The 22,299-nt window shown below is 42.5% G+C and carries 19 protein-coding genes and 1 pseudogene; 18 read left to right on the top strand and 2 right to left on the bottom strand.

The window, feature by feature from the left end:
- Nucleotides 1-3: 3 nt before the first annotated feature.
- Nucleotides 4-972 carry a calcium/sodium antiporter gene (locus HUS62_RS14145; RefSeq protein ID WP_175080032.1) on the bottom strand — a complete coding sequence of 323 codons (969 nt, stop codon included), beginning with the start codon at nucleotides 970-972 and terminating at the stop codon, nucleotides 4-6.
- A 248-nt stretch (nucleotides 973-1,220) separates the two neighbouring features.
- Here HUS62_RS14145 and HUS62_RS14140 point away from each other — a divergent pair, with 248 nt between their 5' ends.
- The 9 genes and pseudogenes from HUS62_RS14140 (at nucleotide 1,221) to HUS62_RS14100 (ending at nucleotide 8,457) form a co-directional block, all read left to right on the top strand.
- Nucleotides 1,221-2,039 carry an ATP-binding cassette domain-containing protein gene (locus HUS62_RS14140; RefSeq protein WP_082401555.1) on the top strand — a complete coding sequence of 273 codons (819 nt, stop codon included), beginning with the start codon at nucleotides 1,221-1,223 and terminating at the stop codon, nucleotides 2,037-2,039.
- Nucleotides 2,032-2,811 carry a lipid asymmetry maintenance ABC transporter permease subunit MlaE gene (gene mlaE, locus HUS62_RS14135; protein ID WP_054554167.1) on the top strand — a complete coding sequence of 260 codons (780 nt, stop codon included), beginning with the start codon at nucleotides 2,032-2,034 and terminating at the stop codon, nucleotides 2,809-2,811. The genes HUS62_RS14140 and mlaE overlap by 8 nt, the downstream gene beginning before the upstream one ends.
- A 13-nt stretch (nucleotides 2,812-2,824) precedes the next feature.
- Nucleotides 2,825-3,373, top strand: a complete 549-nt coding sequence (gene mlaD / locus HUS62_RS14130; RefSeq protein ID WP_054561096.1) for an outer membrane lipid asymmetry maintenance protein MlaD — start codon at nucleotides 2,825-2,827, stop codon at nucleotides 3,371-3,373.
- A gap of 2 nt (nucleotides 3,374-3,375) precedes the next feature.
- A complete protein-coding gene (locus HUS62_RS14125; protein WP_175080031.1) occupies nucleotides 3,376-4,053 on the top strand; it encodes a phospholipid-binding protein MlaC in 678 nt (225 codons plus the stop codon).
- Nucleotides 4,046-4,339 (top strand): lipid asymmetry maintenance protein MlaB, encoded by a 294-nt coding sequence (locus tag HUS62_RS14120; RefSeq protein WP_054561094.1) that lies wholly within the window; start codon nucleotides 4,046-4,048, stop codon nucleotides 4,337-4,339. The genes HUS62_RS14125 and HUS62_RS14120 overlap by 8 nt, the downstream gene beginning before the upstream one ends.
- A gap of 5 nt (nucleotides 4,340-4,344) precedes the next feature.
- Nucleotides 4,345-4,602: a BolA family protein gene (locus tag HUS62_RS14115; RefSeq protein ID WP_054554171.1), complete on the top strand. Its 258-nt coding sequence runs from the start codon at nucleotides 4,345-4,347 to the stop codon at nucleotides 4,600-4,602.
- 15 nt (nucleotides 4,603-4,617) lie between these two features.
- Complete coding sequence (murA, locus tag HUS62_RS14110; protein ID WP_055199193.1) at nucleotides 4,618-5,877, top strand: UDP-N-acetylglucosamine 1-carboxyvinyltransferase; 1,260 nt, start codon at nucleotides 4,618-4,620, stop codon at nucleotides 5,875-5,877.
- 125 nt (nucleotides 5,878-6,002) lie between these two features.
- A pseudogene (locus tag HUS62_RS14105) lies at nucleotides 6,003-6,519 on the top strand (methyl-accepting chemotaxis protein).
- Between the two features lie 237 nt (nucleotides 6,520-6,756).
- A complete protein-coding gene (locus tag HUS62_RS14100) occupies nucleotides 6,757-8,457 on the top strand; it encodes an EAL domain-containing protein (RefSeq protein ID WP_175080030.1) in 1,701 nt (566 codons plus the stop codon).
- Here the strand turns inward: HUS62_RS14100 and HUS62_RS14095 are convergent.
- On the bottom strand, nucleotides 8,454-9,353 hold the full coding sequence (locus HUS62_RS14095; protein WP_175080029.1) for a 1-aminocyclopropane-1-carboxylate deaminase/D-cysteine desulfhydrase: 900 nt from the start codon (nucleotides 9,351-9,353) through the stop codon (nucleotides 8,454-8,456). The two genes, HUS62_RS14100 and HUS62_RS14095, sit on opposite strands and share 4 nt — an antisense overlap.
- Before the next feature lie 238 nt (nucleotides 9,354-9,591).
- Between HUS62_RS14095 and HUS62_RS14090 the strand changes: the two genes are divergently transcribed.
- From HUS62_RS14090 to tldD, 9 genes are all read left to right on the top strand, one after another.
- On the top strand, nucleotides 9,592-11,619 hold the full coding sequence (locus HUS62_RS14090; RefSeq protein ID WP_054563353.1) for a formylglycine-generating enzyme family protein: 2,028 nt from the start codon (nucleotides 9,592-9,594) through the stop codon (nucleotides 11,617-11,619).
- A 132-nt stretch (nucleotides 11,620-11,751) separates the two neighbouring features.
- On the top strand, nucleotides 11,752-12,795 hold the full coding sequence (locus HUS62_RS14085; protein WP_054552787.1) for a rod shape-determining protein: 1,044 nt from the start codon (nucleotides 11,752-11,754) through the stop codon (nucleotides 12,793-12,795).
- A complete protein-coding gene (gene mreC / locus HUS62_RS14080; RefSeq protein WP_054552786.1) occupies nucleotides 12,795-13,637 on the top strand; it encodes a rod shape-determining protein MreC in 843 nt (280 codons plus the stop codon). The genes HUS62_RS14085 and mreC overlap by 1 nt, the downstream gene beginning before the upstream one ends.
- Nucleotides 13,630-14,109, top strand: coding sequence for a rod shape-determining protein MreD (gene mreD, locus HUS62_RS14075; RefSeq protein WP_058583828.1), 480 nt, complete (start codon nucleotides 13,630-13,632; stop codon nucleotides 14,107-14,109). The genes mreC and mreD overlap by 8 nt, the downstream gene beginning before the upstream one ends.
- Nucleotides 14,109-14,678, top strand: coding sequence for a nucleoside triphosphate pyrophosphatase (locus HUS62_RS14070; RefSeq protein ID WP_054563356.1), 570 nt, complete (start codon nucleotides 14,109-14,111; stop codon nucleotides 14,676-14,678). Before mreD ends, HUS62_RS14070 begins: the two co-directional genes overlap by 1 nt.
- Before the next feature lies 1 nt (nucleotide 14,679).
- A complete protein-coding gene (rng, locus tag HUS62_RS14065; RefSeq protein ID WP_054563357.1) occupies nucleotides 14,680-16,152 on the top strand; it encodes a ribonuclease G in 1,473 nt (490 codons plus the stop codon).
- Nucleotides 16,152-20,018 carry a YhdP family protein gene (locus tag HUS62_RS14060; RefSeq protein ID WP_175080028.1) on the top strand — a complete coding sequence of 1,289 codons (3,867 nt, stop codon included), beginning with the start codon at nucleotides 16,152-16,154 and terminating at the stop codon, nucleotides 20,016-20,018. Before rng ends, HUS62_RS14060 begins: the two co-directional genes overlap by 1 nt.
- Entirely contained in the window at nucleotides 20,008-20,838 is an 831-nt protein-coding gene (locus HUS62_RS14055; protein ID WP_175080027.1) for a carbon-nitrogen hydrolase family protein, read from the top strand. Before HUS62_RS14060 ends, HUS62_RS14055 begins: the two co-directional genes overlap by 11 nt.
- Nucleotides 20,835-22,274 (top strand): metalloprotease TldD, encoded by a 1,440-nt coding sequence (tldD, locus tag HUS62_RS14050; RefSeq protein WP_175080026.1) that lies wholly within the window; start codon nucleotides 20,835-20,837, stop codon nucleotides 22,272-22,274. The genes HUS62_RS14055 and tldD overlap by 4 nt, the downstream gene beginning before the upstream one ends.
- Nucleotides 22,275-22,299: the final 25 nt, after the last annotated feature.

Here is a 22,299-nt window from a genome sequence, read left to right as displayed (position 1 = left end):
TAATTATCCTACTTGGCTGAAAATATAGCCCTGATATGCAATAAATGCGACTAACAAGAAGCCACCTTCTACTCTATTGATACGACGAGCACCTTTAAAGTTCAATGACATGGCAATCAATACAACGGTTGCTGCAATCATGATAAGTGCATCGCGGTTTGCCGCAGAAGGGTCAATAATTGATGGGTTGATAATGCCCGCAAGTGGTAATACGGCGAGTAAATTGAAAATGTTTGAGCCAACGATATTACCAAGCGCTAAATCGTCTTCGTTTTTTAATACCCCTGCAATACAGGCCGCCAGCTCTGGTAAGCTGGTACCAATAGCAATAATGGTTAAGCCTATTACAAGGTCTGATAGACCAAAATATTTCGCAATATCGACGGCTGATTCAACTAAAAAGTGTGAACTAACTGGTAATAAAATCATGCCGATTATTAACCAAAACAAGGCTGATTTGGTACTGACATCGTTCGGAACGTCTTCACATGCTTCGCTAACAAATGGGTCATCTTGGTTTTTAGCACGCAGAGAAACAATAACTAAACCACCAATAAACACAGCAAAAGCAATCATCAAGGCAATGCCTTCAGCGAATGAAAAATAGTTATCTGAGAACACATACCAAGCGGCTACTGAGATTAACAATACCAGCGGCATTTCACGTTTAAGTGTCATTGAAGATACTGAAAGAGGGCGTAGTAAAGCTGTGACACCAAGTACAAGTAAGATATTAGTAATGTTAGAGCCGACCGCATTACCTACCGCAGTATCTGTTTTATCAGCAAGTGCTGCCGATGCAGATACCATCATTTCAGGGGCTGAAGAGCCCATAGCAACAACGGTTAAACCAATGATTAGGGTGGGGATCCCCATATTTTTCGCGAGTGCAGCCGCCCCATAAACAAACCGATCGGCACTCCAAACGAGTGCAGCAAAACCAATAATTAAAATGACAAAAGAAGTCACCATTGTGATACGCCAACATTACTTATACAGATGACTGCAAATAGTAACAAAAGCGAACCTGAAAGTATAAGTAAAAGAATGGGCTGGCTAGCATAAAGCGTGCTTAGCAAGGAAACTAAATTTCAGGTGTCGTTAAGCTCTTTGCAGCTAGCTTTAGAATTTATTGATAGAAAATATTACAAAATTTTACGATTTGTTTTTTCCATCTTGACTAAAAAACCCTTAAAATGGCAAAACTAGTGAAAAACGTTATGGAGAGCGACTTGTCGCAATCAATAGTAGAAATCAAGGATGTAACCTTTTCACGGGGCGATAGAATCATATATAAAAATATGAGTTTTAACATTCCGAAAGGCAAGATTACCGCTATCATGGGACCAAGCGGCATTGGTAAAACCACCATGTTGCGCTTAATTGGCGGTCAGCTTAAACCTGATTCAGGTGACATTTTATTTGAAGGCAACAGCATTCCTGGCATGACTCGCAAGGAACTTTATGCTGCCCGCACCAAAATGAGTATGCTGTTTCAAAGTGGCGCTTTATTTACCGATATGTCAGTGTTTGACAATATCGCCTTTCCTTTGCGTGAGCATACTCAACTCAGCGAAGATTTAATTCGTCTTGTCGTTTTAATGAAATTACAAGCTGTCGGCTTACGTGGTGCACAAGACTTAATGCCGTCTGAGCTTTCTGGTGGTATGGCTCGCCGTGCTGCTTTAGCGCGTTCAATTGCTCTTGATCCAGAGCTTATCATGTACGATGAGCCATTTGCTGGCCAAGATCCTATCTCTATGGGTGTGTTAGTTAAGCTAATAAAATCACTGAATGAGGTGCTAGGTTTATCATCACTTATCGTGACCCATGATGTTACAGAGGTTATGAGTATTGCTGATCACGTGATCATTATTGCAGATCAAGGGGTGATAGGCGAAGGTTCACCAGAGCAAATGCAAAACCATGAATCTGAACTTGTACAACAGTTCTTAAATGGTTTATCGGATGGCCCAGTACCATTCCATTTCCCAGCTCCTGCGTATGATGATGAATTACTAGGAGTGCATAATGCTTGATCTATTCCAGAAGTTAGGTCACAAAACATTAGGGCGCTTTGCCGCGCTTGGCCGTTCAACTCAGATGCTGTTTGGTGCACTCGTTAATGTGCCGAACTTCAAAAAAGGCACGCCTTTACTTGTTCGCCAATTATATATGGTGGGCTCGCAATCTCTTTTAATCATTATGGTGTCAGGCTTATTCATCGGTATGGTGCTCGCCCTGCAGGGTTACACCGTATTAGTAGGCTATGGTGCCGAAGATAGCTTAGGGCCTTTAGTGGCATTGAGCTTATTACGGGAGTTAGGCCCTGTAGTAACAGCGTTATTGTTTGCAGGCCGCGCGGGTAGTGCACTTACTGCTGAAATTGGTTTAATGAAAGCAACTGAGCAATTATCAAGTTTAGAAATGATGGCGATTGATCCACTTAAACGCATTATTGCACCGCGTTTTTGGGCTGGTTTTATCAGTATGCCATTGCTTGCATTGATCTTTTCTGCGGTTGCTATTATCGGCGCTCATTTAGTGGGTGTTGATTGGCTTGGTGTTGACTCAGGAAGCTTCTGGTCAATCATGCAAGCGCAAGTGTCGTTTCAACAAGATATTGTGAACGGCATGATTAAGAGTTTTGTATTCGCCATGATTGTGACTTGGATTGCACTTTACAAAGGCTATGACTGTGTTCCTACTTCAGAGGGGATCAGTAAAGCGACAACAGAAACCGTTGTGCACTCGTCATTGGCAGTATTAGGTTTTGACTTTATTTTAACAGCGGTAATGTTTACCAGCTAATTAGGGTATAAAGATGAATTCACGGAAATTAGAAATATTAGTTGGCTTTTTTGTAGCCCTTGGTATCGCTGCATTTGCATTATTAGCATTTAAAGTTGCGAATGCCGGCATTAGTGGTAGTGGTGAGACTTACCAACTGAACGCAAAGTTTGAAAACATTGGTTCTTTAAAAGCACGTGCGCCGATTAAAGTAGGTGGTGTAGTTGTTGGCCGAGTTGAATCAATCTTTATTCACCCAAAAGAGTTTGTGCCTGTGGTAAATATGGCGATTGATGCAAATTACTTATGTAAGTTTTCAGACACAACATCAATCTCTATTTTGACATCAGGTATTTTAGGTGAACAGTACTTAGGCATTAACCCTGTTATTGCCCCTGAATCTGCTGAGCAACGCTGTATGGGTGAAGATGTAACAGCAAGTGAGCATGATACAGATCTAGATGATCTATTTGGTGTTGAAAGCAAAGCGCTTGCAGATGGTGACTACATTACTGATACAAAATCAGCGCTTGTTTTAGAAGAGTTAATCGGTCAGTTCTTATTCAACCAGGGTGGTGAATAATTATGCTTAAGAAGTTTTTATTATGTATTGCTGTGCTGTTTAGCCTAAACGCACAAGCCGCTGAACCTAAGGTTGATTTAAAAGACCCGTACAAAATGGTTCGTACAGTGTCAGATAATACTTTTGCACGTATTACCAAAGACCAACCTCTTATTGCGAAAGACAAAGAGCATCTTCGCGTTATCGTAGAAGAAGAGCTAATGCCTTACATTGACTACAAGTATGCTGCACTGCGCGTATTAGGTAATCACGTGTCAAAGGTGCGTGCTATCGAAGATAAAGAGGAAAAAGCAAAGGCAATTAAAGAGTTACAACGCTTCATTGACGTTTTCCAAAAGTATTTAATTGCAACTTACGCAGGTGTGTTTACTCAATACACTAACCAAAGCGTTGAGTTTGCACCACCACAGCCTTTCAAAGGCCAAGATGTGGTGGTTGTTAAAACTAAGATTGTTGAAGCCGGTAAACCTGATATCAGAATCGACTTTAAAGTACGTGAAGACCGCAGTGGTAACTGGGGCGCGTACGATATGATTGCAGAAGGTATTAGTTTGCTTGATGCTAAACAAAGTGAATTACAAGGTATTTTACGCCAACATGGTCTAGATTATGTAAGTGACTTACTAGAGCAGAAGAGCCAACTGCCAGTGCAATTTAGAGGTGATGGTGGTGATGAGTAAAGTCGAGATTACTCAACTTGAAGATAACCAGTTTCGAGTCAGTGGCGAACTGACTCGAAATTCAATTGGCCGTGAACGCCTTCTGAATGCCAAGCCAGATTCTAGCCATAAAACATGGTATTTTGACCTTTCTGGGCTATCTAGGGTTGACACGGCGGGCTTAGCTTGGTTAATTCACTCTTTCGCAGAATTAAAGCAGCAAGGTATTCACCTTGAACTGCAAAATAGCCCTGAACAATTGCAAAATTTAATGCAGTTGGGTCAGGTCACAAACCTATTTGAGTGAGATTTATGGAAACAAGCCAAGTCGAAACGTTATTACGCGACGAACTAAAACTAGATGAAGTGATTGTTAAAGCAAATGGTAGCCACTACGAAGTGATTGCTGTTGGTGAGTGTTTTGATGGTTTATCTCGCGTGAAGAAGCAACAGTTGGTTTATGCTCCGTTAATGTCAACAATCTCAGACGGTACAATCCACGCTGTATCTATCAAAGCGTTCACACCGACTGAATGGAAACGCGAACAAAAATTTATTTTACCTCAATAGTCGCAGGGCCTCCTAATGGATCAATTTGTTATTCAAGGTGGCACCTCGCTGGCAGGTGAAGTCACTATTTCTGGCGCTAAAAATGCCGCTCTTCCAATTCTTTTTGCTGCGCTTTTAGGGCAGGGCAAAAGTACCTTTAGTAATGTTCCTCGTTTACGCGATATCGGCACAACAGAAGCCTTGTTAAAAACACTGGGTGCAAATGTCGAGTGGCAGCAAGACAAACTAATCATTGATGGTGCGACGGTTGATAAAACGCTTGCACCGTACGAGCTGGTAAAGCAAATGCGTGCCTCAGTGCTTGCATTAGGCCCTTTAGTTGCCCGCTTTGGTGAAGCGCAAGTATCACTGCCAGGTGGTTGTGCAATTGGTGCCCGCCCAGTTGATATCCATATTCAAGGCCTTGAGCGCATGGGCGCTATCATCAAGGTTGAAAATGGTTACATCAACGCCAAGGTTGATGGTCGCTTAAAAGGCGCTGAAATCTTTATGGAGATGGTCAGTGTTGGCGCAACAGAAAACTTACTAATGGCAGCAACGCTGGCTGATGGTAAAACAGTACTTGAAAATGCAGCTCGTGAACCTGAAATTACTGATCTTGCTAATTGCTTAATTGCGATGGGGGCGAAGATCAGCGGTGCAGGCACTAGCCGTATCGAAATTGAAGGGGTTGAGTCACTATCGGGTTGTGAGTACAGCATTCTTCCTGATCGCATTGAAACAGGCACTTTCTTGGTTGCGGCGGCAATGGCTGGCGGTGAAGTACTTTGTAAAAATACAGACCACCATAGTCTTGATCCTGTAATTGAAAAGTTGCGTGCTACCAATGCCTTGGTTGAAGTCACTGATAATAGCATTTACCTTGATATGCGTGGCCGAGAACTAAAAGCGGTTAACATTAAGACTATGCCACACCCGGGTTTCCCTACCGATATGCAGGCGCAATTTACAGCTTTAAATGTGGTCGCGAAGGGCAGTGCAACCATCACAGAAACGATTTTCGAAAACCGTTTCATGCACGTACCTGAGTTACAGCGTATGGGCGCAAACATTCGCTTAGAAGGTAATACGGCAATTTGTGGGGATACCGAAAGCTTATCGGGCGCACAGGTAATGGCGACTGATTTACGTGCTTCTGCAAGTCTAATTCTTACTGGCATTGTTGCTCAAGGTGAGACCATTGTTGACCGCATCTATCATGTAGACCGCGGTTATCAACGTATTGAAGATAAATTAAGTGCGTTGGGTGCCAATATTAAACGTCGCTCAAGCTAATCGCTAAATACTTATGAAAAAGGCCTAACACTTGTTAGGCCTTTTTTATAAACGGAAGGTTAATCAATAACGTAAACATTGCATGATAACTTCACTAGGCTGTATAGCCAAATTGAACAAATACCATTCAATCTGTACTCGATACGATTTCGAGCATTGCAGAACAAACTAATTTACTTGCCCTCAATACTGCAATAGAAGCTGCTCGGGCAGGGAAAAAATCGTGGCTTTACTGTTGTAGTCGATGAGGTTCGTGGTTCAGCTACATGTAGTCAAGACTCAACATTTGAAATCTCTTCAGTCCTTGATGATATAAAACAGCAGGTTCAGCAGTTTCAGGTATATATGGAAAATACCTCTGACTCAACGCAAATGGTTAGTGATAATAGTGAACAAGCGTTATCGAATATAGATACCTTAACAGCTAATATTGCTGATGTGAGTAGCCAAAAAAATACTGTATCCGATGCAATTGAATCGCAAAGCCAGCTCGCTGAAGAAGCGAGCAAAGCAAGTCAAAATATCACTTCCAACATACATGATGTTCAAAACGAATTAGCGTTACTTGAGAAGTTAATTACAGATTTAGAAAATGCACAGCAAAAAACATCCGATGCCTTAAATGTGTTTAAAGTTAATTAACGACTATGTTGATTTGGAGAAGTTTTAGAACTGCAAACTTTCTTACTACTCTTTGAGCCGTTTGCCGGTTACAAAATAATTCTCATTAACTGTGTTGGCTAGGTGATTAAAATTACAAAACTTTTGACAGCGCTGGTTCTAGTATATTTCTGATATTGCTTTAAATCGCCCTGCAGCCTTGTATTTATGGGGTTCTTGAACAACACTTTGTATATGTTTGAGCAACTAACCTGTGAAATGAAACGAAACTTAACTTCACAAATAAATCAACCGGTGGTCATCTATGTGGCAGCCGCTTTTTTGCTATTAGTTGTTTTTAATATTTTCTTAAGTGATGTGTTGCACGACAAAGTTCATCGCACCGGTACTGAGCTTGCCAAGCAAGTGTATGAATTAAACCTCGACCCGATTGCCTCGCAAGATATTATTGCTACCTTAGTTAAAAGCCAAGGCTTTGCAATGAGCGCTAGTGATGTACCACATAACTTTGCAAACTTTATCGACTTAGAGCAAGAGGTGTTTAGCTATAAAACGGTTAATTTGCGTTTATTTCATTGGCCTTCTTGGTTGGTCGAAAGTCACTTATTTATTTTCCTAAATTTAATATTGCTTGGCACTGGGTATTGGGGTTTCCGCTGGTGGAAAAAAATGTTCAAGCAATTGGCAATAACAGAAAAACCGCTGAGCAAACCATTTGAACAATTAAACACTCAGGTTACAGCCAAGAAAGTTGCATCACCTAAACCATTAGGTCATCAGGATTTAAATATTTTGTATGGTGTGCCAACAAACTATAACCATTTATTTGCGCTATTCTTTTGGAAGAACCCTTTCCCTGCTAATCTCGACGTTGATAATTACTTTAAGTTAGTCATTGCAAAAGGGTTTGGTGAACTTGTAAATCGATCTGTGAAATTATTGCCATCGGGTGGTATTGCCGTGACCTTAAACAGTGTGCCTGCCACCGAAGTTGATAAATACACTAAGCGATTACATCAGGTTATATATCAAGCTTGTTTAAATTATCGTAGTGACTTATCTCGCGCTGATATAAAAATTGGTGTGTGTAATTACCGCACAGGGGCTGATCAGGCCGTGGTTTATCAGCTTACTAAATCAGCATTAGCGCTGGCGAAACAAAGTGCTTGGCAGCACATTCATCGCTTACCCTTTGGTCATACGCAGTCAAGCATGCTTGCTGATAGTAAAGAACACCTATTTGAGTACATTAAGAAAAAACATTTTATGTTGTTTTTTCAGCCTTTGTTCGACTTACAAACAGGCGATATTTTACAGCATGAGGCGTTGATCCGTATTCGCCACAAGAGTTTAGGCTTGCTTGCGGCTCGGCATTTTATTCCTCATATGAGTAGTAAAAAAGATGTCTTGTTATTGGATCAAACTGTGATTTCTCAAGTGAAGAAAATGCTGCTGAACGAAACGGGCTCATTAACGGTGAGTATAAACTTACACGCAATGAACTGGTTTAATGACGAGTTTTGGCTGTGGTTTAAACAGCAAATGGAAGGGTTTAATAGCGCAGACAAATTGCAATTTGAACTAAGCGAAGACGATTATCTAAAACAGCATAAAAAGCTCAGTGAACAGTTTGAATGTTTAGAGAAACTGTCTGCTGGTATTGTTATTGATAACGTGCGTAGTGCAGAACATATAGCAACTTATAGAAATATCAAAAATGTATGCAGTATTAAGTTAGCATTTGAACTGATACACAATATAGATACCAACACCCAACAGCAAAAAATTGTAAAGCAAATAATTTCTAAGGGTACTGAGCTAAACTTTCCTGTTTATGCGGTTGGAGTAGAAACACAGAACGAACTTGCGACCTTAAAAAATCTAGGTGTCATTGCAGCTCAAGGCTTTTACTTTGCTGAGCCATTGCAAAAACTGGCGGATATTACACCTTACAGCTAGTCAATTAGCCCTCGGTACTTAAGGCCGTCTAAACCTTGTAGCCCACCAGTATGAACTGCAATGATATGCGTTCCTTGACTAAAGTAACCTTGCTCTATTAATTGCCAAACGGCATAGAGCATTTTGCCGCTGTAGATTGGCTCAAGCGGGATTGCGTGTTGCTCACTAAAGGTTTGGCAAAATAGCCACAAGTCATCGCTAAACTTTCCGTAACCACCATCATGAAAGTCGCAAAGCAGCTGCCAGTTTTGTTGCTGATTTGCTTTATTACTTAGCTGCTTTATCTCATCAATTAAGTAGTGCGCTTGCTTTAGTACTGCGACACCTAACAGTTTTGTGTGTTGTGGTGCACCTTCGATTAAACCTGCTAGTGTGCCGCCACTACCAGTTGGGCAAACAATCACATCAGAGCTTGGTAGGCTTTGCGCTAATTCTTTACAGCCTAAAAGTGCGGCTGTGTTAGTGCCGCCTTCTGGCAATATGTAGGCATTCGGAAACTGCGCTTGTAACTGTGCTGAATACGTTTGGTCGTGCCTTAAGCGGTAAGTAATTCGATTTACTGGGTGTAAGCTCATACCGCATTGCTTTGCGTAGTTGAGTGTTGGATTTGCTTCGTCTAGCTCAGGGCCGCGAATAATACCGTGGGTTTTAAAGCCAAATAACTTACCTGCAGTTGCCGTGGCATGAATATGATTTGAAAATGCGCCACCAAAAGTGAGTAGTTCAGATTTACCCTGTTGCTGCATAACATCTAAGTTAAACTTTAGCTTACGCCATTTGTTGCCACTAATTTGCGGATGAATAAGATCATCTCGCTTGATGCTTAGCTGAATTTTACGTGCAGCTAATAAGGGGTGATGAATTGTTTGTACTGGTGATTCAAAAGAACTATTCACGGCATTAATTTTCGTAAAAAAACACGTCTTATTGTAGCAAAGTCGTCTTACAGATAGAAATTAGTCAATTAAACTCAAATGATTTTGTTATTTACTGGCATCAACTAAGGTAATAGATGTAAACTCAGATAATAATTGAACAAAGCTTGTGTTTTGCCTTGCAAGTACATAGCATAAGAGTTTAATTATAAAAAAATAATAATGACCAAATAATTGCCGCTTTTTGGGAATGGAATATATGCGAATTGCTCCTTTATCTCTGTTAATTTCAGTTAGTTTGCTAGCAACTAGTGCATTTGCACAAGATACTGCTACGGTAACTGGCATTGAATCAGAGATCAGTAAAAAACAAGCCGAATACGATAACTCGACCTTAATCCTCGAAAAACACCTAAAAGAAGAAAGTCAGTTACAAAAACAACTCGAATTATTGCGCGCCCGCTCAACTGAGCTAGATAAAGAAAAAAACCAAGCGCTAGATGCAATGAACGAGATGTACCGCCGACTTATTGATGACCCAACTCTTGATATCAGCAATGCGCAGTCGCGCTATCAAAAAGCTGTGGTTGATCACAAACAAAACAAAGATGATATTTCGATGCAATTGGCGGCAATTGCTTCACATAGAAAAGACATTGAGCAAATTCGTGTATCAAAGCACACCCAGTTAAACACCTTAGAAAGTTTAAAAGAGCAGTTAGCAACGGCACGTGTTGAGCGTTTACGTAACGAATTCACTCGGGAAGGCACATTAGAGGTTAATCACACGATTAACTGTAAGCGCACCGAAACACTTGCTGCCTGTGAACAACGTGGCCAACAAATGGGCTTACAAAAAGCCACTAAACGTTTTGTAGACCAGATTTTTGCTAACTTAACTGAAGAGCGTTTAGTTGAGCCAAAACGTAACCTTGCCGGTGCACAAGTTAAGATTTTAAGTAGCCATGTCGTGAACAGCGCGTTCAGTGGCCAAGGTAACTATAACGTTAACTTAAGTGTGACGATGCGCGGTGATGTAAACAGCAGCCGTTTATGTAGCCTACTTAATTTAGATAATCGTTTTTGTGCTGACTATGGCACGCCACTGGCTGGTAACTTTCAGCCAAGCTACGGCACTACCTATTCAGATAGTCAGTTAACATTCAGTGACTCTCAGGATAATGGGCAGGTGGTATCGGTTTCACGTATGAGTGAGCAACCAGTAAGCGATTATTCTGTAAAAAAGCCAATAAAGGTTGAACCATTACCTGATCTAAAAAAATCTAAAATGGTTGAATTAACACTGCGTTCAAATGTTTATGACGACGAAGTGTTTATTGATGGTGTTAGCTATGGTGCAACTAGGTTAACGACATCATTACCAAAAGGTTTTCATGATATTGAAATTCGCAAACGTGGCTACAAAAGCTATAAAGCGCGAATTGATCTGCGTAAAGCACAAACCATTAATGCAAACCTAGTTAAAGTGCCAGAGCCTGTTGTTGCTGAAGTGACTGCGGCACCAGAGCAACCTGTAACAGCACCTGTTGCAAGTATTGTTAATAAAACCAGTTCTGCCAGCATTGTAGTTATTCCCGCTGGTAAATTTAAGATGGGTGACATTAACGGCAATGGGTTAGCGAATGAACGCCCAGTGGTAGAAAAAACCATTGCTAACTCATTTGCAATGCAAAGCAAAGAAGTAAGCGTTGGTGAGTATGAGCAATTCGTTGCGAATACCGGCTATAAAACAGAAGCAGAAAAAGATCGCGGCTGTGCGTATTACTTAAATGGCGAACCAGTGTGGGAAGCAACCTTAAACTGGCGCAACCCAGGCTTTGATCAAGAAAGTGATTTTCCGGCGGTTTGTTTAACTTATAACGATGCCAAAGCGTATGCTGATTGGTTATCGGGTCAAACAGGCCAGCTGTTTCGTTTACCAAATGAGGTTGAGTGGGAATACGCTGCACGTGCAGGTAAAGAAACTGAATACCCTTGGGGTAACGAAATTGGTAAAAATTTAGCGAACTGTGGCTGGTGTGGTAGCGAATGGTCAAACAAGAGCGCTGCACCAACAGGGTCGTTTTCTCCTAACGCATTTGGCCTATACGATACAGTAGGTAATGTGTGGGAATGGACAAACAAAAAGTCAGGACAGTCTGATGTGGCTGTTCGAGGCGGTGCATGGAATTTTGCTCCTAGCCTAGCACGCGTATCAACGCGCTTAATCTTAGCGCCAGATTTTCGTGCAAACTATATCGGTTTCCGTTTAGTACGCGAACGATAAGAATTTAAAAAGGAAGCAATGGATGCTTCCTTTTTTAGCATTTTAATTAAAGCAGTTGCGCTTTCTCATGATTAGCATGATAGAGTGAGAGCAGCTAGTATAAGAACGAATTTTCAAAGGTCATCCAGCCTCATGTTTAAAAAACTCCGTGGTATTTTTTCAAACGATCTATCGATCGACTTGGGTACAGCCAATACCCTAATTTATGTAAAAGAAGAAGGTATCGTATTAAACGAACCTTCAGTTGTTGCTATTCGTCAAGAGCGTGCTGGTGGCCCTAAGAGCGTAGCATCTGTAGGTACCGAAGCTAAGCAAATGTTAGGTCGTACTCCGGGTAACATTAAAGCAATTCGTCCAATGAAAGACGGCGTTATTGCTGATTTCTATGTGACTGAAAAAATGCTGCAACACTTCATAAAGCAAGTGCATAACAACAACTTTATGCGCCCAAGCCCACGTGTTCTTATTTGTGTGCCTTGTGGTGCAACGCAAGTAGAAAAGCGTGCTATTCGTGAGTCTGCAATGGGTGCTGGTGCTCGTGAAGTGTACCTAATCGAAGAGCCAATGGCTGCGGCTATCGGTGCTGGCTTACCAGTGTCTGAAGCAACCGGTTCAATGGTTGTTGATATCGGTGGTGGTACAACTGAAGTTGCCATTATTTCATTAAATGGTGTGGTTTACTCTTCATCTGTACGCATTGGTGGTGACAAATTTGATGAAGCTATCATCAACTATGTACGTCGTAACTTCGGTAGCTTAATTGGTGAAGCGACAGCTGAAAACATCAAGCACCAAATCGGTTCTGCTTTCAAAACAGACGAGCCAATTGAAATTGAAGTACGTGGTCGTAACCTTGCTGAAGGTGTACCGCGTTCATTCACGCTTAACTCACACGAAATCTTAGAAGCACTGCAAGAGCCATTAATGGGTATTGTGAGCGCGGTAATGGTTGCATTAGAGCAATCTCCACCAGAGCTTGCGTCTGATATCTCTGCTCACGGTATGGTATTAACCGGTGGTGGTGCATTATTAAAAGACCTAGACCGTTTATTAATGGAAGAAACCGGTATTCCAGTTGTGGTTGCTGATGATCCATTAACGTGTGTTGCACGTGGCGGCGGTAAGGCACTAGAAATGATTGATATGCACGGTGGTGACGTATTTAGTTACGACTAATGAAGTTACTTTTTGGTCGTACCATCTCTTTGCAACTGCGACTTTTTGTCGCAGTGCTTTTGAGTGTCGTGCTGATAGTGGGCGATCGCTACACTCAAGGTGGTACAACAATCCGCACCAGCCTAAACACTTTAGTTAGCCCACTTATTTACCTTGCCAACTTGCCCTATGAGCTATTTAGTATTGGCGCGAAGAACCTCCATACCCGCGAACAGCTTTTAACTGAAAACGAAGCACTTAAAAAGAAGCAGTTACTACAAAGCGAACAACTACAACAACTGCAATTTTTATCTCGTGAAAACGATAAGTTACGCGCCTTGTTAGGTTCATCGGCTAAGCAATCAAATCGTAAAATTATTGCACAAGTCCTCTCTGTTCACTCAAACCCGTATAGCCACCAAGTGGTTATTAACCGAGGTACAACGGATGGCCTAAGCGAAGGCCAAGCTGTGATTGACGAAATGGGTGTAGTGGGGCAAATCACTCAAGTGGGTTCAACTACTTCGCGCGTACTACTGATGACTGATACAACCCACGCAACACCTGTGCGTATTTTACGTAACGATGTGCGTACCGTGGTTGAGGGGATTGGCAAAATCAACGTGGTAAAACTTTCGCATGTACCACATAGCCTTGATGTTCGCATTGGCGATATCTTGGTTACGTCTGGCCTAGGTGGCACTTTCCCTGAAGGTTATCCGGTTGCAGTGGTGACCGAAATTAATCGTGATGAAGGGCGTCCTTTTGCGCAGGTTTATGCTGAGCCAATTGCGCAACTTGACCGTATTCGCTTATTGGTTGTGCTGTGGCGTAATCAGCAGGAGAGCATCAGCAATGAATAGTCGTCACTTTTTGCTGATTGCTATCAGTATCTTCTTTGCATTGGTAATGGCATTAATGCCGTTGCCGATTTCGTTTGAACCATACCGCCCAGACTGGGTGTTAATGGTATTAATGTATTGGTCGTTAGCGGTGCCACACCGTTTAAATATTGGCACAGCTTGGGTCGTTGGTTTATTAATGGACCTTGCATCAGGCTCGCCACTCGGTGTGAACTCACTGACTTACTCGGTGTGTATATTTATCACAGCAAGTAACTTCCAAAAAATTAGAAACTTTTCTTTATGGCAGCAAAGCATTTTAATTGCTTTGTTTTTAACGCTTTACCACCTCATGCAGTTTTGGCTTAACCACTTTTTAATGGGCGTTTATTTTAGCCCGCATTATATGTGGCCAGTACTAACCGGCATGCTTTGTTGGTGGTGGATATTCTTAATTTTGCGTAAATATCGCCGTCATTTCAGGATTAGATAATGCAAACCGCAATTTATTTGGCGTCTGCATCACCGCGTCGAAAAGAGTTGCTCAGCCAACTTGGCGTTGAGTTTTCTCAATTTAGCGTTGATGCAGATGAAAGCCAATTCCCAAACGAAGCCCCGCGCGACTATGTAGAGCGTCTTGCCAGACTTAAGGCACAATCAGGCGTTGCTATGGGTTACACTGACCGCCCAGTACTTGGCAGCGATACTGTGGTTGTCATTGATGATACCGCACTTGGTAAGCCGCTAGACCAAGCTGATTTTACCGCTACCATGAAGCGCTTATCTGGCCGTACTCATCAAGTGATGACGGCTGTGGCAATTGCTGATAGTGAGCAAGTAAAAAGCTGCCTTGTTGTCACCGATGTTACATTTAAACCGCTCAGCGATGCTGAAATTGATGCTTACTGGCATAGTGGAGAGCCGCAAGATAAAGCCGGTGGTTATGGCATTCAAGGCTTAGGTGGTCGCTTTGTTAGTCACCTTTCGGGTAGCTATTTTGCGGTTGTCGGCTTACCTTTATATGAGACAGAGCAGTTATTAAACGAATTTTTAAGAGGGTAACATGAGCACCGAATTACTGATCAACGTTACACCGAGCGAAAGTCGCGTTGCGCTTATCGAAAATGGCGTACTGCAAGAAATCCAACTAGAGCGAATTGGCAACCTTGGGATTGTGGGCAATATTTACTTAGGTAAAATCAGCCGAGTATTACCGGGTATGCAGGCTGCGTTTGTCGATATTGGCTTAGAGAAAGCCGCTTTTTTACATGCATCAGACATTGTAAACAGTGCCTCAATTGTAGAAGGCGTTGATGAGCAGCCAATCAAAAAAGTACAAGATATTCGTGAGCTTGTGCGCCAAGGTCAACATATCATGGTGCAAGTGGTTAAAGACCCGCTAGGAACCAAGGGCGCACGCTTAACAACTGATATCACTATTCCTTCTCGTTATTTAGTGTTTATGCCAGATGCAACACACGTAGGTGTAAGCCAGCGTATTGAAACCGAAGAAGAACGTTCGCGTTTAAAGAAAATTGTTGCCGAATATGGTGATGATGACGGCAGCTTTATTGTTCGTACTGCAGCAGAAGGGGCATCGGAAGCTGAGCTACGTCATGATGCGGAATTCTTAAAAAAACTCTGGCAAAAAATCGTCACTAAGCGCAAAAAAACCAGTAAAGAAAGTATCTTGCATGAAGATTTAACACTGGCGTTTCGAACTCTACGTGACTACGTAGGTGAAGACATGGAGCGTATTCGTGTTGACTCAAAATTAACCTATCAAGAGCTTAAAGAGTTTACTGAAGAATTTGTGCCGCTGTTATCGGGAGCACTAGAATACTACCCGGGTGAGCGACCTATTTTCGATTTATTCGATGTTGAAACCGAGATCCAAAAAGCGCTGCATCGTAAAGTTGAGCTTAAATCGGGTGGTTATTTAATTATCGACCAAACCGAAGCGATGACAACCGTTGATGTAAATACCGGTGCGTTTGTTGGCCATCGTAACCTAGAAGAAACCATTTTTAATACTAATATCGAAGCGACCTCAGCAATTGCTCGTCAGCTACGTTTACGTAATTTAGGCGGCATCATTATCATCGACTTTATCGATATGGTTAGTGATGAGCACAAACGTCGAGTATTGCATTCACTTGAGTCTGCGCTTGCAAAAGATCGTGCAAAAGCCAACATAAACGGCTTATCTGCACTAGGCTTAGTAGAGATGACCCGCAAACGGACCCGCGAAAGCTTAGAGCACATTCTTTGTGATGTGTGTCCTGCGTGTTCAGGGCGCGGCTCGCAAAAAACAGTAGAAACGGTTTGCTACGAAATATTGCGTGAAATTGTTAGGGTAAACCGTGCTTATGCAGCTGATAAGTTTATGGTTTACGCAGCTCCTTCGGTAAGCGAAGCATTGATCAACGATGAGTATCACAACCTTGCTGAGCTGGAACTATTTATCGGTAAGCAAGTCAGTATTCAAACAGAGAGTTTATATAACCAAGAACAGTTTGATGTGGTAATGATGTAATGAAGGCAAAAACGGTCTGCTTTTATTGTTTACGTAAGTTATGGCAAGTATTTGCTATTACTCTCGTACTGCTGGCCGTTATTGTCTCTGTGGTAAAGTATTCACTGCCATACGCAAATGATTATAAAGATGACATTGAAGCGTTTTTGTATGAACGCTTTGATGTAAATTTAGCAATAGGCTCAATCTCAGCCAGTTGGCATGGCCAAGGCCCTGCCTTAGTCATCGAAGATATTTCTTTTGAAGATAACCAAACCTCACCGATTGCACTCACCATCGATAAAGCGAGCCTTGAAGTTAATTTATGGGAGTCAGTAAAAACTCGTCAGCTTAAATCGAACTATTTTGTGATCAATGGCTTTCATGCTGATGTTGATTTACCCACTATGCTTGATTTGGGGAATAACCAGCAAACCAGCAACTTTGAGCAAAAAGAACTAATTGAAGGCTTATTCCTTGGTGAAACGGGCCACTTTGCGGTGCAAGACAGTAGCCTCAATTTTACCCTCAATGATGGTAAAGAGCGCAAGCTGATCCTTGAAAACATTGTCTGGCAAAATACCCCTGAGCAACATCAAGGTTCAGGTACGTTAGCCTTACCGGGAATTTCTGTTGGTAGTTTTGACGCCCGCATGGCGCTGAATGGTTCGACCCTCGAAACCATGGCTGGCGATATCTATGTGCAAGCAGCGAACGTTGATGTATCTAAGTGGCTGGCGCAATATATTAATACCGACAAGCAGCAGCTTAATTCCGACATTAATTTACAAACCTGGTTTAGTCTTGAAAAAGGTCTGATCAGCGATGTAAAAGTGCAGTGGCTACCGAGTTTCATTAACTGGCAACAAAACCAAGAAGCGCACCAAATTAGTTTAAGTGAAGGTGGTTTTCATTTATTTCCAAAGCAAAATGGCTGGCGCTTAAAAAGCACCGGACTCACCTTTGAAAGTGACTTAAAACAATGGCCAACCTTACAGTTTGAAGCTCAACTTGGCGATAAAAGCCAAATTTGGTTAAAGCAATTTGATTTTGCATTGCTGGCAAAGTTATCGCAGTTAAGTAACTTTGAAGTACTTGCCCCGTTTTTAGCGCGTCAACCCAATGGTCAGTTAAGTGATGCCTATCTTGAGTTAGGTCAGCAAGATAACTGGCAACTTTGGTTTCAGGGCGAACAAATTAATTGGCTGTCGCTGCAGGGCATTCCTGGCGGTCAGGCGATTCGTGTTGATGGCTTAATTAATCAATCAGCTGGGCGAATTCAGCTATATGGCGAGAACAATCAACTGCTAACGAACGGCAGCTTTAGCCAAGATATTGCCTATAACCAATTAAATGTAGAGCTCGACCTTCACCATTACGATGATGGCTGGCGCATTAGTAGCGATAATATCTGGCTTGATAACGACGAAGTAACTGTGGCTGCAGAGATGATGCTAAGCCTGACCGATGAACCGCGGTTAGATTTATATGCTGAAGCCTATGCCCCTGATGCCAATGTCGCTGGGCATTATTTCCCGTTACCTGTAATGAGCGAAAAGCTGGTTAATTACCTTAATGGCGCAATTAAGGGCGGTGAAGTTAATAAAGCTCAAGTGCTGTTCTCGGGGCCATTTAAAGGTTTCCCGTTTAAAGAGCAGCAAGGTCAATTTGAAGTGTTAGCGAATGTTGAAAACGCTAAATATAAGTTTTCACCAAGCTGGCCTGAAGTTGAAGATGCCAACGTCATTTTACATTTCGAAAATGAACGCATGGATATCTATAGTAAGTCGGGCAAACTGGTTAACCTCGCTTTGGGGGAGGGTGTTCATGTCAGTATTGCTGATTTAATGAATGCAGAAATCCTAAAAGTTGCCATTAATAAACGTGCCCATGGCGACAAGCTTAACCCGTTCTTTACAGCGACTCCGCTTGCCAAGCCTTTGGCGAGTGTTTTTGAAGCTGTGCAACCACAAGGCGAAGCAACGGCCGATATTGAGTTGTTAGTTAATTTACGTTCGGGTCATGTTGATGCGATAGGTGAAGTTGAATTGGCTAATATTCCGGTTTACCTTGCACAGCCAGGTATCACTCTTAATCACATGACCGGCATAGTTAAGTTTAATAACGATAAAATCGACTTAAAAAATGCCAAAGCAGATTGGATGGGCATGCCACTTACTGCCAACTACAACAGTGAAAATGTGGCTGATACCTATCGCGCCGAAATTGCGATAAAGCTGGCCCTTGAAGCTGAACCTTTGATTGAACAAGCCCATGGTTTATTGGCCGGTTATTTAAGCGGTCAAAGCAATGTCGATATTAATGTGTCGCTTAACTTTTTACCGAATGACTTTAATTACCGCGCCGATGTGAGTGGTAATTTAATCGGTGTGACTAGCCAGCTGCCTGCACCTTATAACAAAAGCGCAGAGCAGAAATGGCCATTAACTGCGGTCGTGCAGGGTGACCATATCTCTAATTTGATCACCGCGAATATCGATGAGCAGTTATTCTTTAATGCGATTTTAGATAACGGCGAAAAGAAATTTAGTAACGCCCATTTAATTTTAGGTGCGCAAGATTTAGGGCTTAATCGTGAAGGTTTTGCGGTATCTATCGATTTACCAGAAACCGAAATAGTGCCTTGGTTTGGCCTAATTGATCAGATTATTGCGCTTACCAAAGTTAAGTCTGATACACCAAGTGTGATGCCTGCGTTCAATAACGTAACGGGTAAATTTAATAAACTGGCACTACACAATATCGACTTTAATGATTTTGAATTTCGCTTAGCGCCAAAACAATCAGACTTAGAGTTAAAGCTAAATGCTAAAGAGTTACGTGCCGACGCGCTTATTCCAACCGGTGAAACACGCAGACCAATTCAAATTTTTACTGACTACCTGCGTATTAATTTTAACGAAGTCGCAGAGCAAGCAGAGCAAGCAGAGCAAGACTCAGAACCAGAAGATTTAAGCTGGTTAACCCGAGTCCCAGCCATCGAGTTTAACTGTGAAGATTGTAAAGTGGCTGAGTATCAGCTCGATAAAATTAAAAGCAGCTTAGTTGGGGAGAACGATAAACTCTTGTTCACTGAGCTGGTCATCGACAAAGGCGATCACGTATTACGTGGTAAAGGGCAATTTGCTGATGGGCAAACACGTTTTAGCGGTAACTTACAAAGTGACGACATTGGCGAGTTATTTGATGAGTTTGATATCACCACCACAGTAAAAGACTCTGATGCCAATATTAAGTTTGATCTTGCATGGCAAGGCGCACCTTATAGCTTTGATGTACCAAGTTTAGCTGGTGAATTAGATTGGCGTTTAGGTGAAGGGCACCTTGCAGAAATAAGTGATGGTGGTGCGCGAGTATTCTCTTTACTGAGTTTAGATTCGTTAGTGCGTAAGCTGAAACTGGATTTTAGAGATGTATTCTCGAAAGGCTTTTTCTATAACAGTATGCAAGGCACCATGCAGCTAGAAAAGGGCATAGCTTACACCCAAGATACCAAGCTTGATGGTGTGCCTGCCGATTTGACGATCAAAGGCCATACAAACTTAAACACCTTTGAAATTGATTACGACCTAGCGGTTGCACCGCAGGTGACGTCGAGTATTCCTGTTATTGTGGCATGGATGGTTAACCCGGTAAGTGGTCTTGCAGCGCTGGCAATCGATAAAGTGATTCATTCGGCGCGGGTGATCTCAGAAATCAACTTTAAAGTAACAGGTAGTATGAATGACCCTGTTGTGAAAGAAGTGGATCGTAAGAGCCGTGAAGTGACGTTACCGCAAGCCGCGCAAAGCCAGCCGCAGTCGTCGACACAACTAAAATTAAAAGATGCCGCATCTTCAGCGAGTTTAGATAACAATGAAGGCTAATCCTCACCCACAGGTTGTTGCTGTGCAAATGTGCTCACGCATGAATGCTGAGCAAAACCTCACTTTTTTGGCAGAGACATTGAATCAGTTACCTGCAACTCGGCCATTGTTAGTGTGTTTACCCGAAAGCTTTTTGATCTTTAGTAAGCAAAGCCAAGCAAGTTATGAATTAGGTCTGCAAAGTGAGGCATATAAAGCGAAGCTTGCTGATTTATGTAAGCAACATGATATTTGGTTAGCTGCTGGCACCCTGCCTGTTTCACAGCAAAATGGTAAGTATTTAGCTGCCTCGTTTTTATTTAACAACCAAGGCGATGTGGTTGCGCAGTACAATAAAATTCACTTATTTGATGTAGATGTTGCCGACACTACGCGCAGTTACCGAGAGTCTGATGCGACGCAAGCAGGCAACGATATTGTGGTGGTCGACTCGCCATTTGGTAAAATTGGCTTAGCAGTATGTTATGATCTACGTTTTAGTGGCTTATTCACCGCCATGCAGCGCCAAGGGGCTGAGCTTATTTTAGTGCCCAGTGCCTTTACCACAGTCACCGGCGCTGCTCATTGGCATATTTTATTAGCTGCGCGTGCAATCGAAACACAATGCTATGTGGTTGCCGCAGCACAGTGGGGCGAGCACGAGAATGGCCGCCACACTTATGGCCACAGCATTATTATTTCACCATGGGGAGAAACGCTCAGTGAGCTTGCCTCTGGTACCGGGTTTATCAGCCATGAGCTTGATTTAAACCGCTTGAATACAATTCGCCAAGACATGCCAGTGCAGTCTCAGCAACGATTTAGAGAGCATTTATTATGAACACGGTTGAACAGCATTTATTACATGACAGCCAACTAACGAGAGAAGAATTAGAAAAAACGCTCGCTTTTATTCATCAACATCAAGTTGACTATGCCGATCTGTATTTTCAATCAAGCCACCACGAATCTTGGGTGCTTGAAGATGGCTTAGTGAAAGAAGGCTCATACAACGTTGAACGTGGTGTGGGTGTGCGTGCTGTTAGCGGTGAAAAAACCGGTTTTTCATACTCAGATGCGATTAACCTTGAAGCGTTAAACAAAGCAGCAACGGCAGCGCGAAGTATTGCCAATGCTGGCGAAAACAAAACGATTCAGGTGTTAAGTGATGTAGCTGCTAAAGAGCAGTATGCGCCGCATCAACCAATTCAAAGCATGAGCAACGATGACAAAGTAAGCCTGCTACGCGAACTTGAAAACTATATTCGTCAATTAGCACCGGATGCTGAGCAAGTGATCAGCTCGATGTCGGCGGTTTATGAAGAAGTGTTAATTGCTGCAAGTGATGGCACCTTTGCCACCGATATTCGCCCGCTTATTCGCTTAAACTGCTCAGTGTTACTTGAGAAGAACGGCCGTCGTGAGCGCGGTGGTGCAGGGGGCGGTGCGCGTTTAGATTATGGCTATTTTAAAGAATTAGTTGATGGCAAACCGCGTTGGATGGAATACGCCGAAGAAGCTGTTCGCCAAGCAAAAGTAAATCTAGAAGCAATCGATGCACCTGCTGGTAGTATGGAAGTCGTACTAGGCGCAGGTTGGCCGGGTGTGTTACTACACGAAGCGGTAGGCCATGGTCTAGAAGGTGACTTTAACCGTAAAGGCGCATCAGCGTTTAGCGGTAAAGTAGGTCAAAAGGTGGCATCTGAGCTGTGTACAGTCGTGGATGATGGCACTATTGCTGATCGCCGTGGTTCATTGAACGTGGATGATGAAGGGACACCAGCTGCGTATAACGTGCTCATTGAAAACGGTATTTTAAAGGGCTACATGCAAGATAAGCTAAATGCCCGTTTGATGGGTGTTAACCCTACTGGTAATGCGCGCCGCGAATCCTACGCTCACTTACCTATGCCACGTATGACCAACACCTATATGTTAGGTGGTGAGCACAGCCAAGCTGATATCATCAGCTCGGTGAAAAAAGGTATCTTCGCGCCTAATTTTGGTGGCGGCCAAGTGGATATTACGTCGGGTAAGTTTGTATTTAGTGCCTCTGAAGCCTACTTAATTGAAAACGGTAAAATCACACAACCTATCAAAGGTGCAACACTGATTGGCAATGGCCCTGAAGTGATGCAGCAAATTTCGATGGTAGGTAACGACTTAGCCCTTGATAAAGGCGTTGGCGTGTGTGGTAAAGATGGCCAAAGCGTTCCTGTAGGTGTGGGCCAACCTAGCCTTAAAATTGATAACTTAACTGTGGGTGGTACGGCTTAATAATCCTCACTAATAGTTAAAATGA

The organism is Pseudoalteromonas sp. 0303 (genome assembly GCF_013349995.1).
In the GTDB taxonomy this organism is placed as follows: domain Bacteria; phylum Pseudomonadota; class Gammaproteobacteria; order Enterobacterales; family Alteromonadaceae; genus Pseudoalteromonas.
This window is presented reverse-complemented; position numbering and strand designations above follow the sequence as displayed.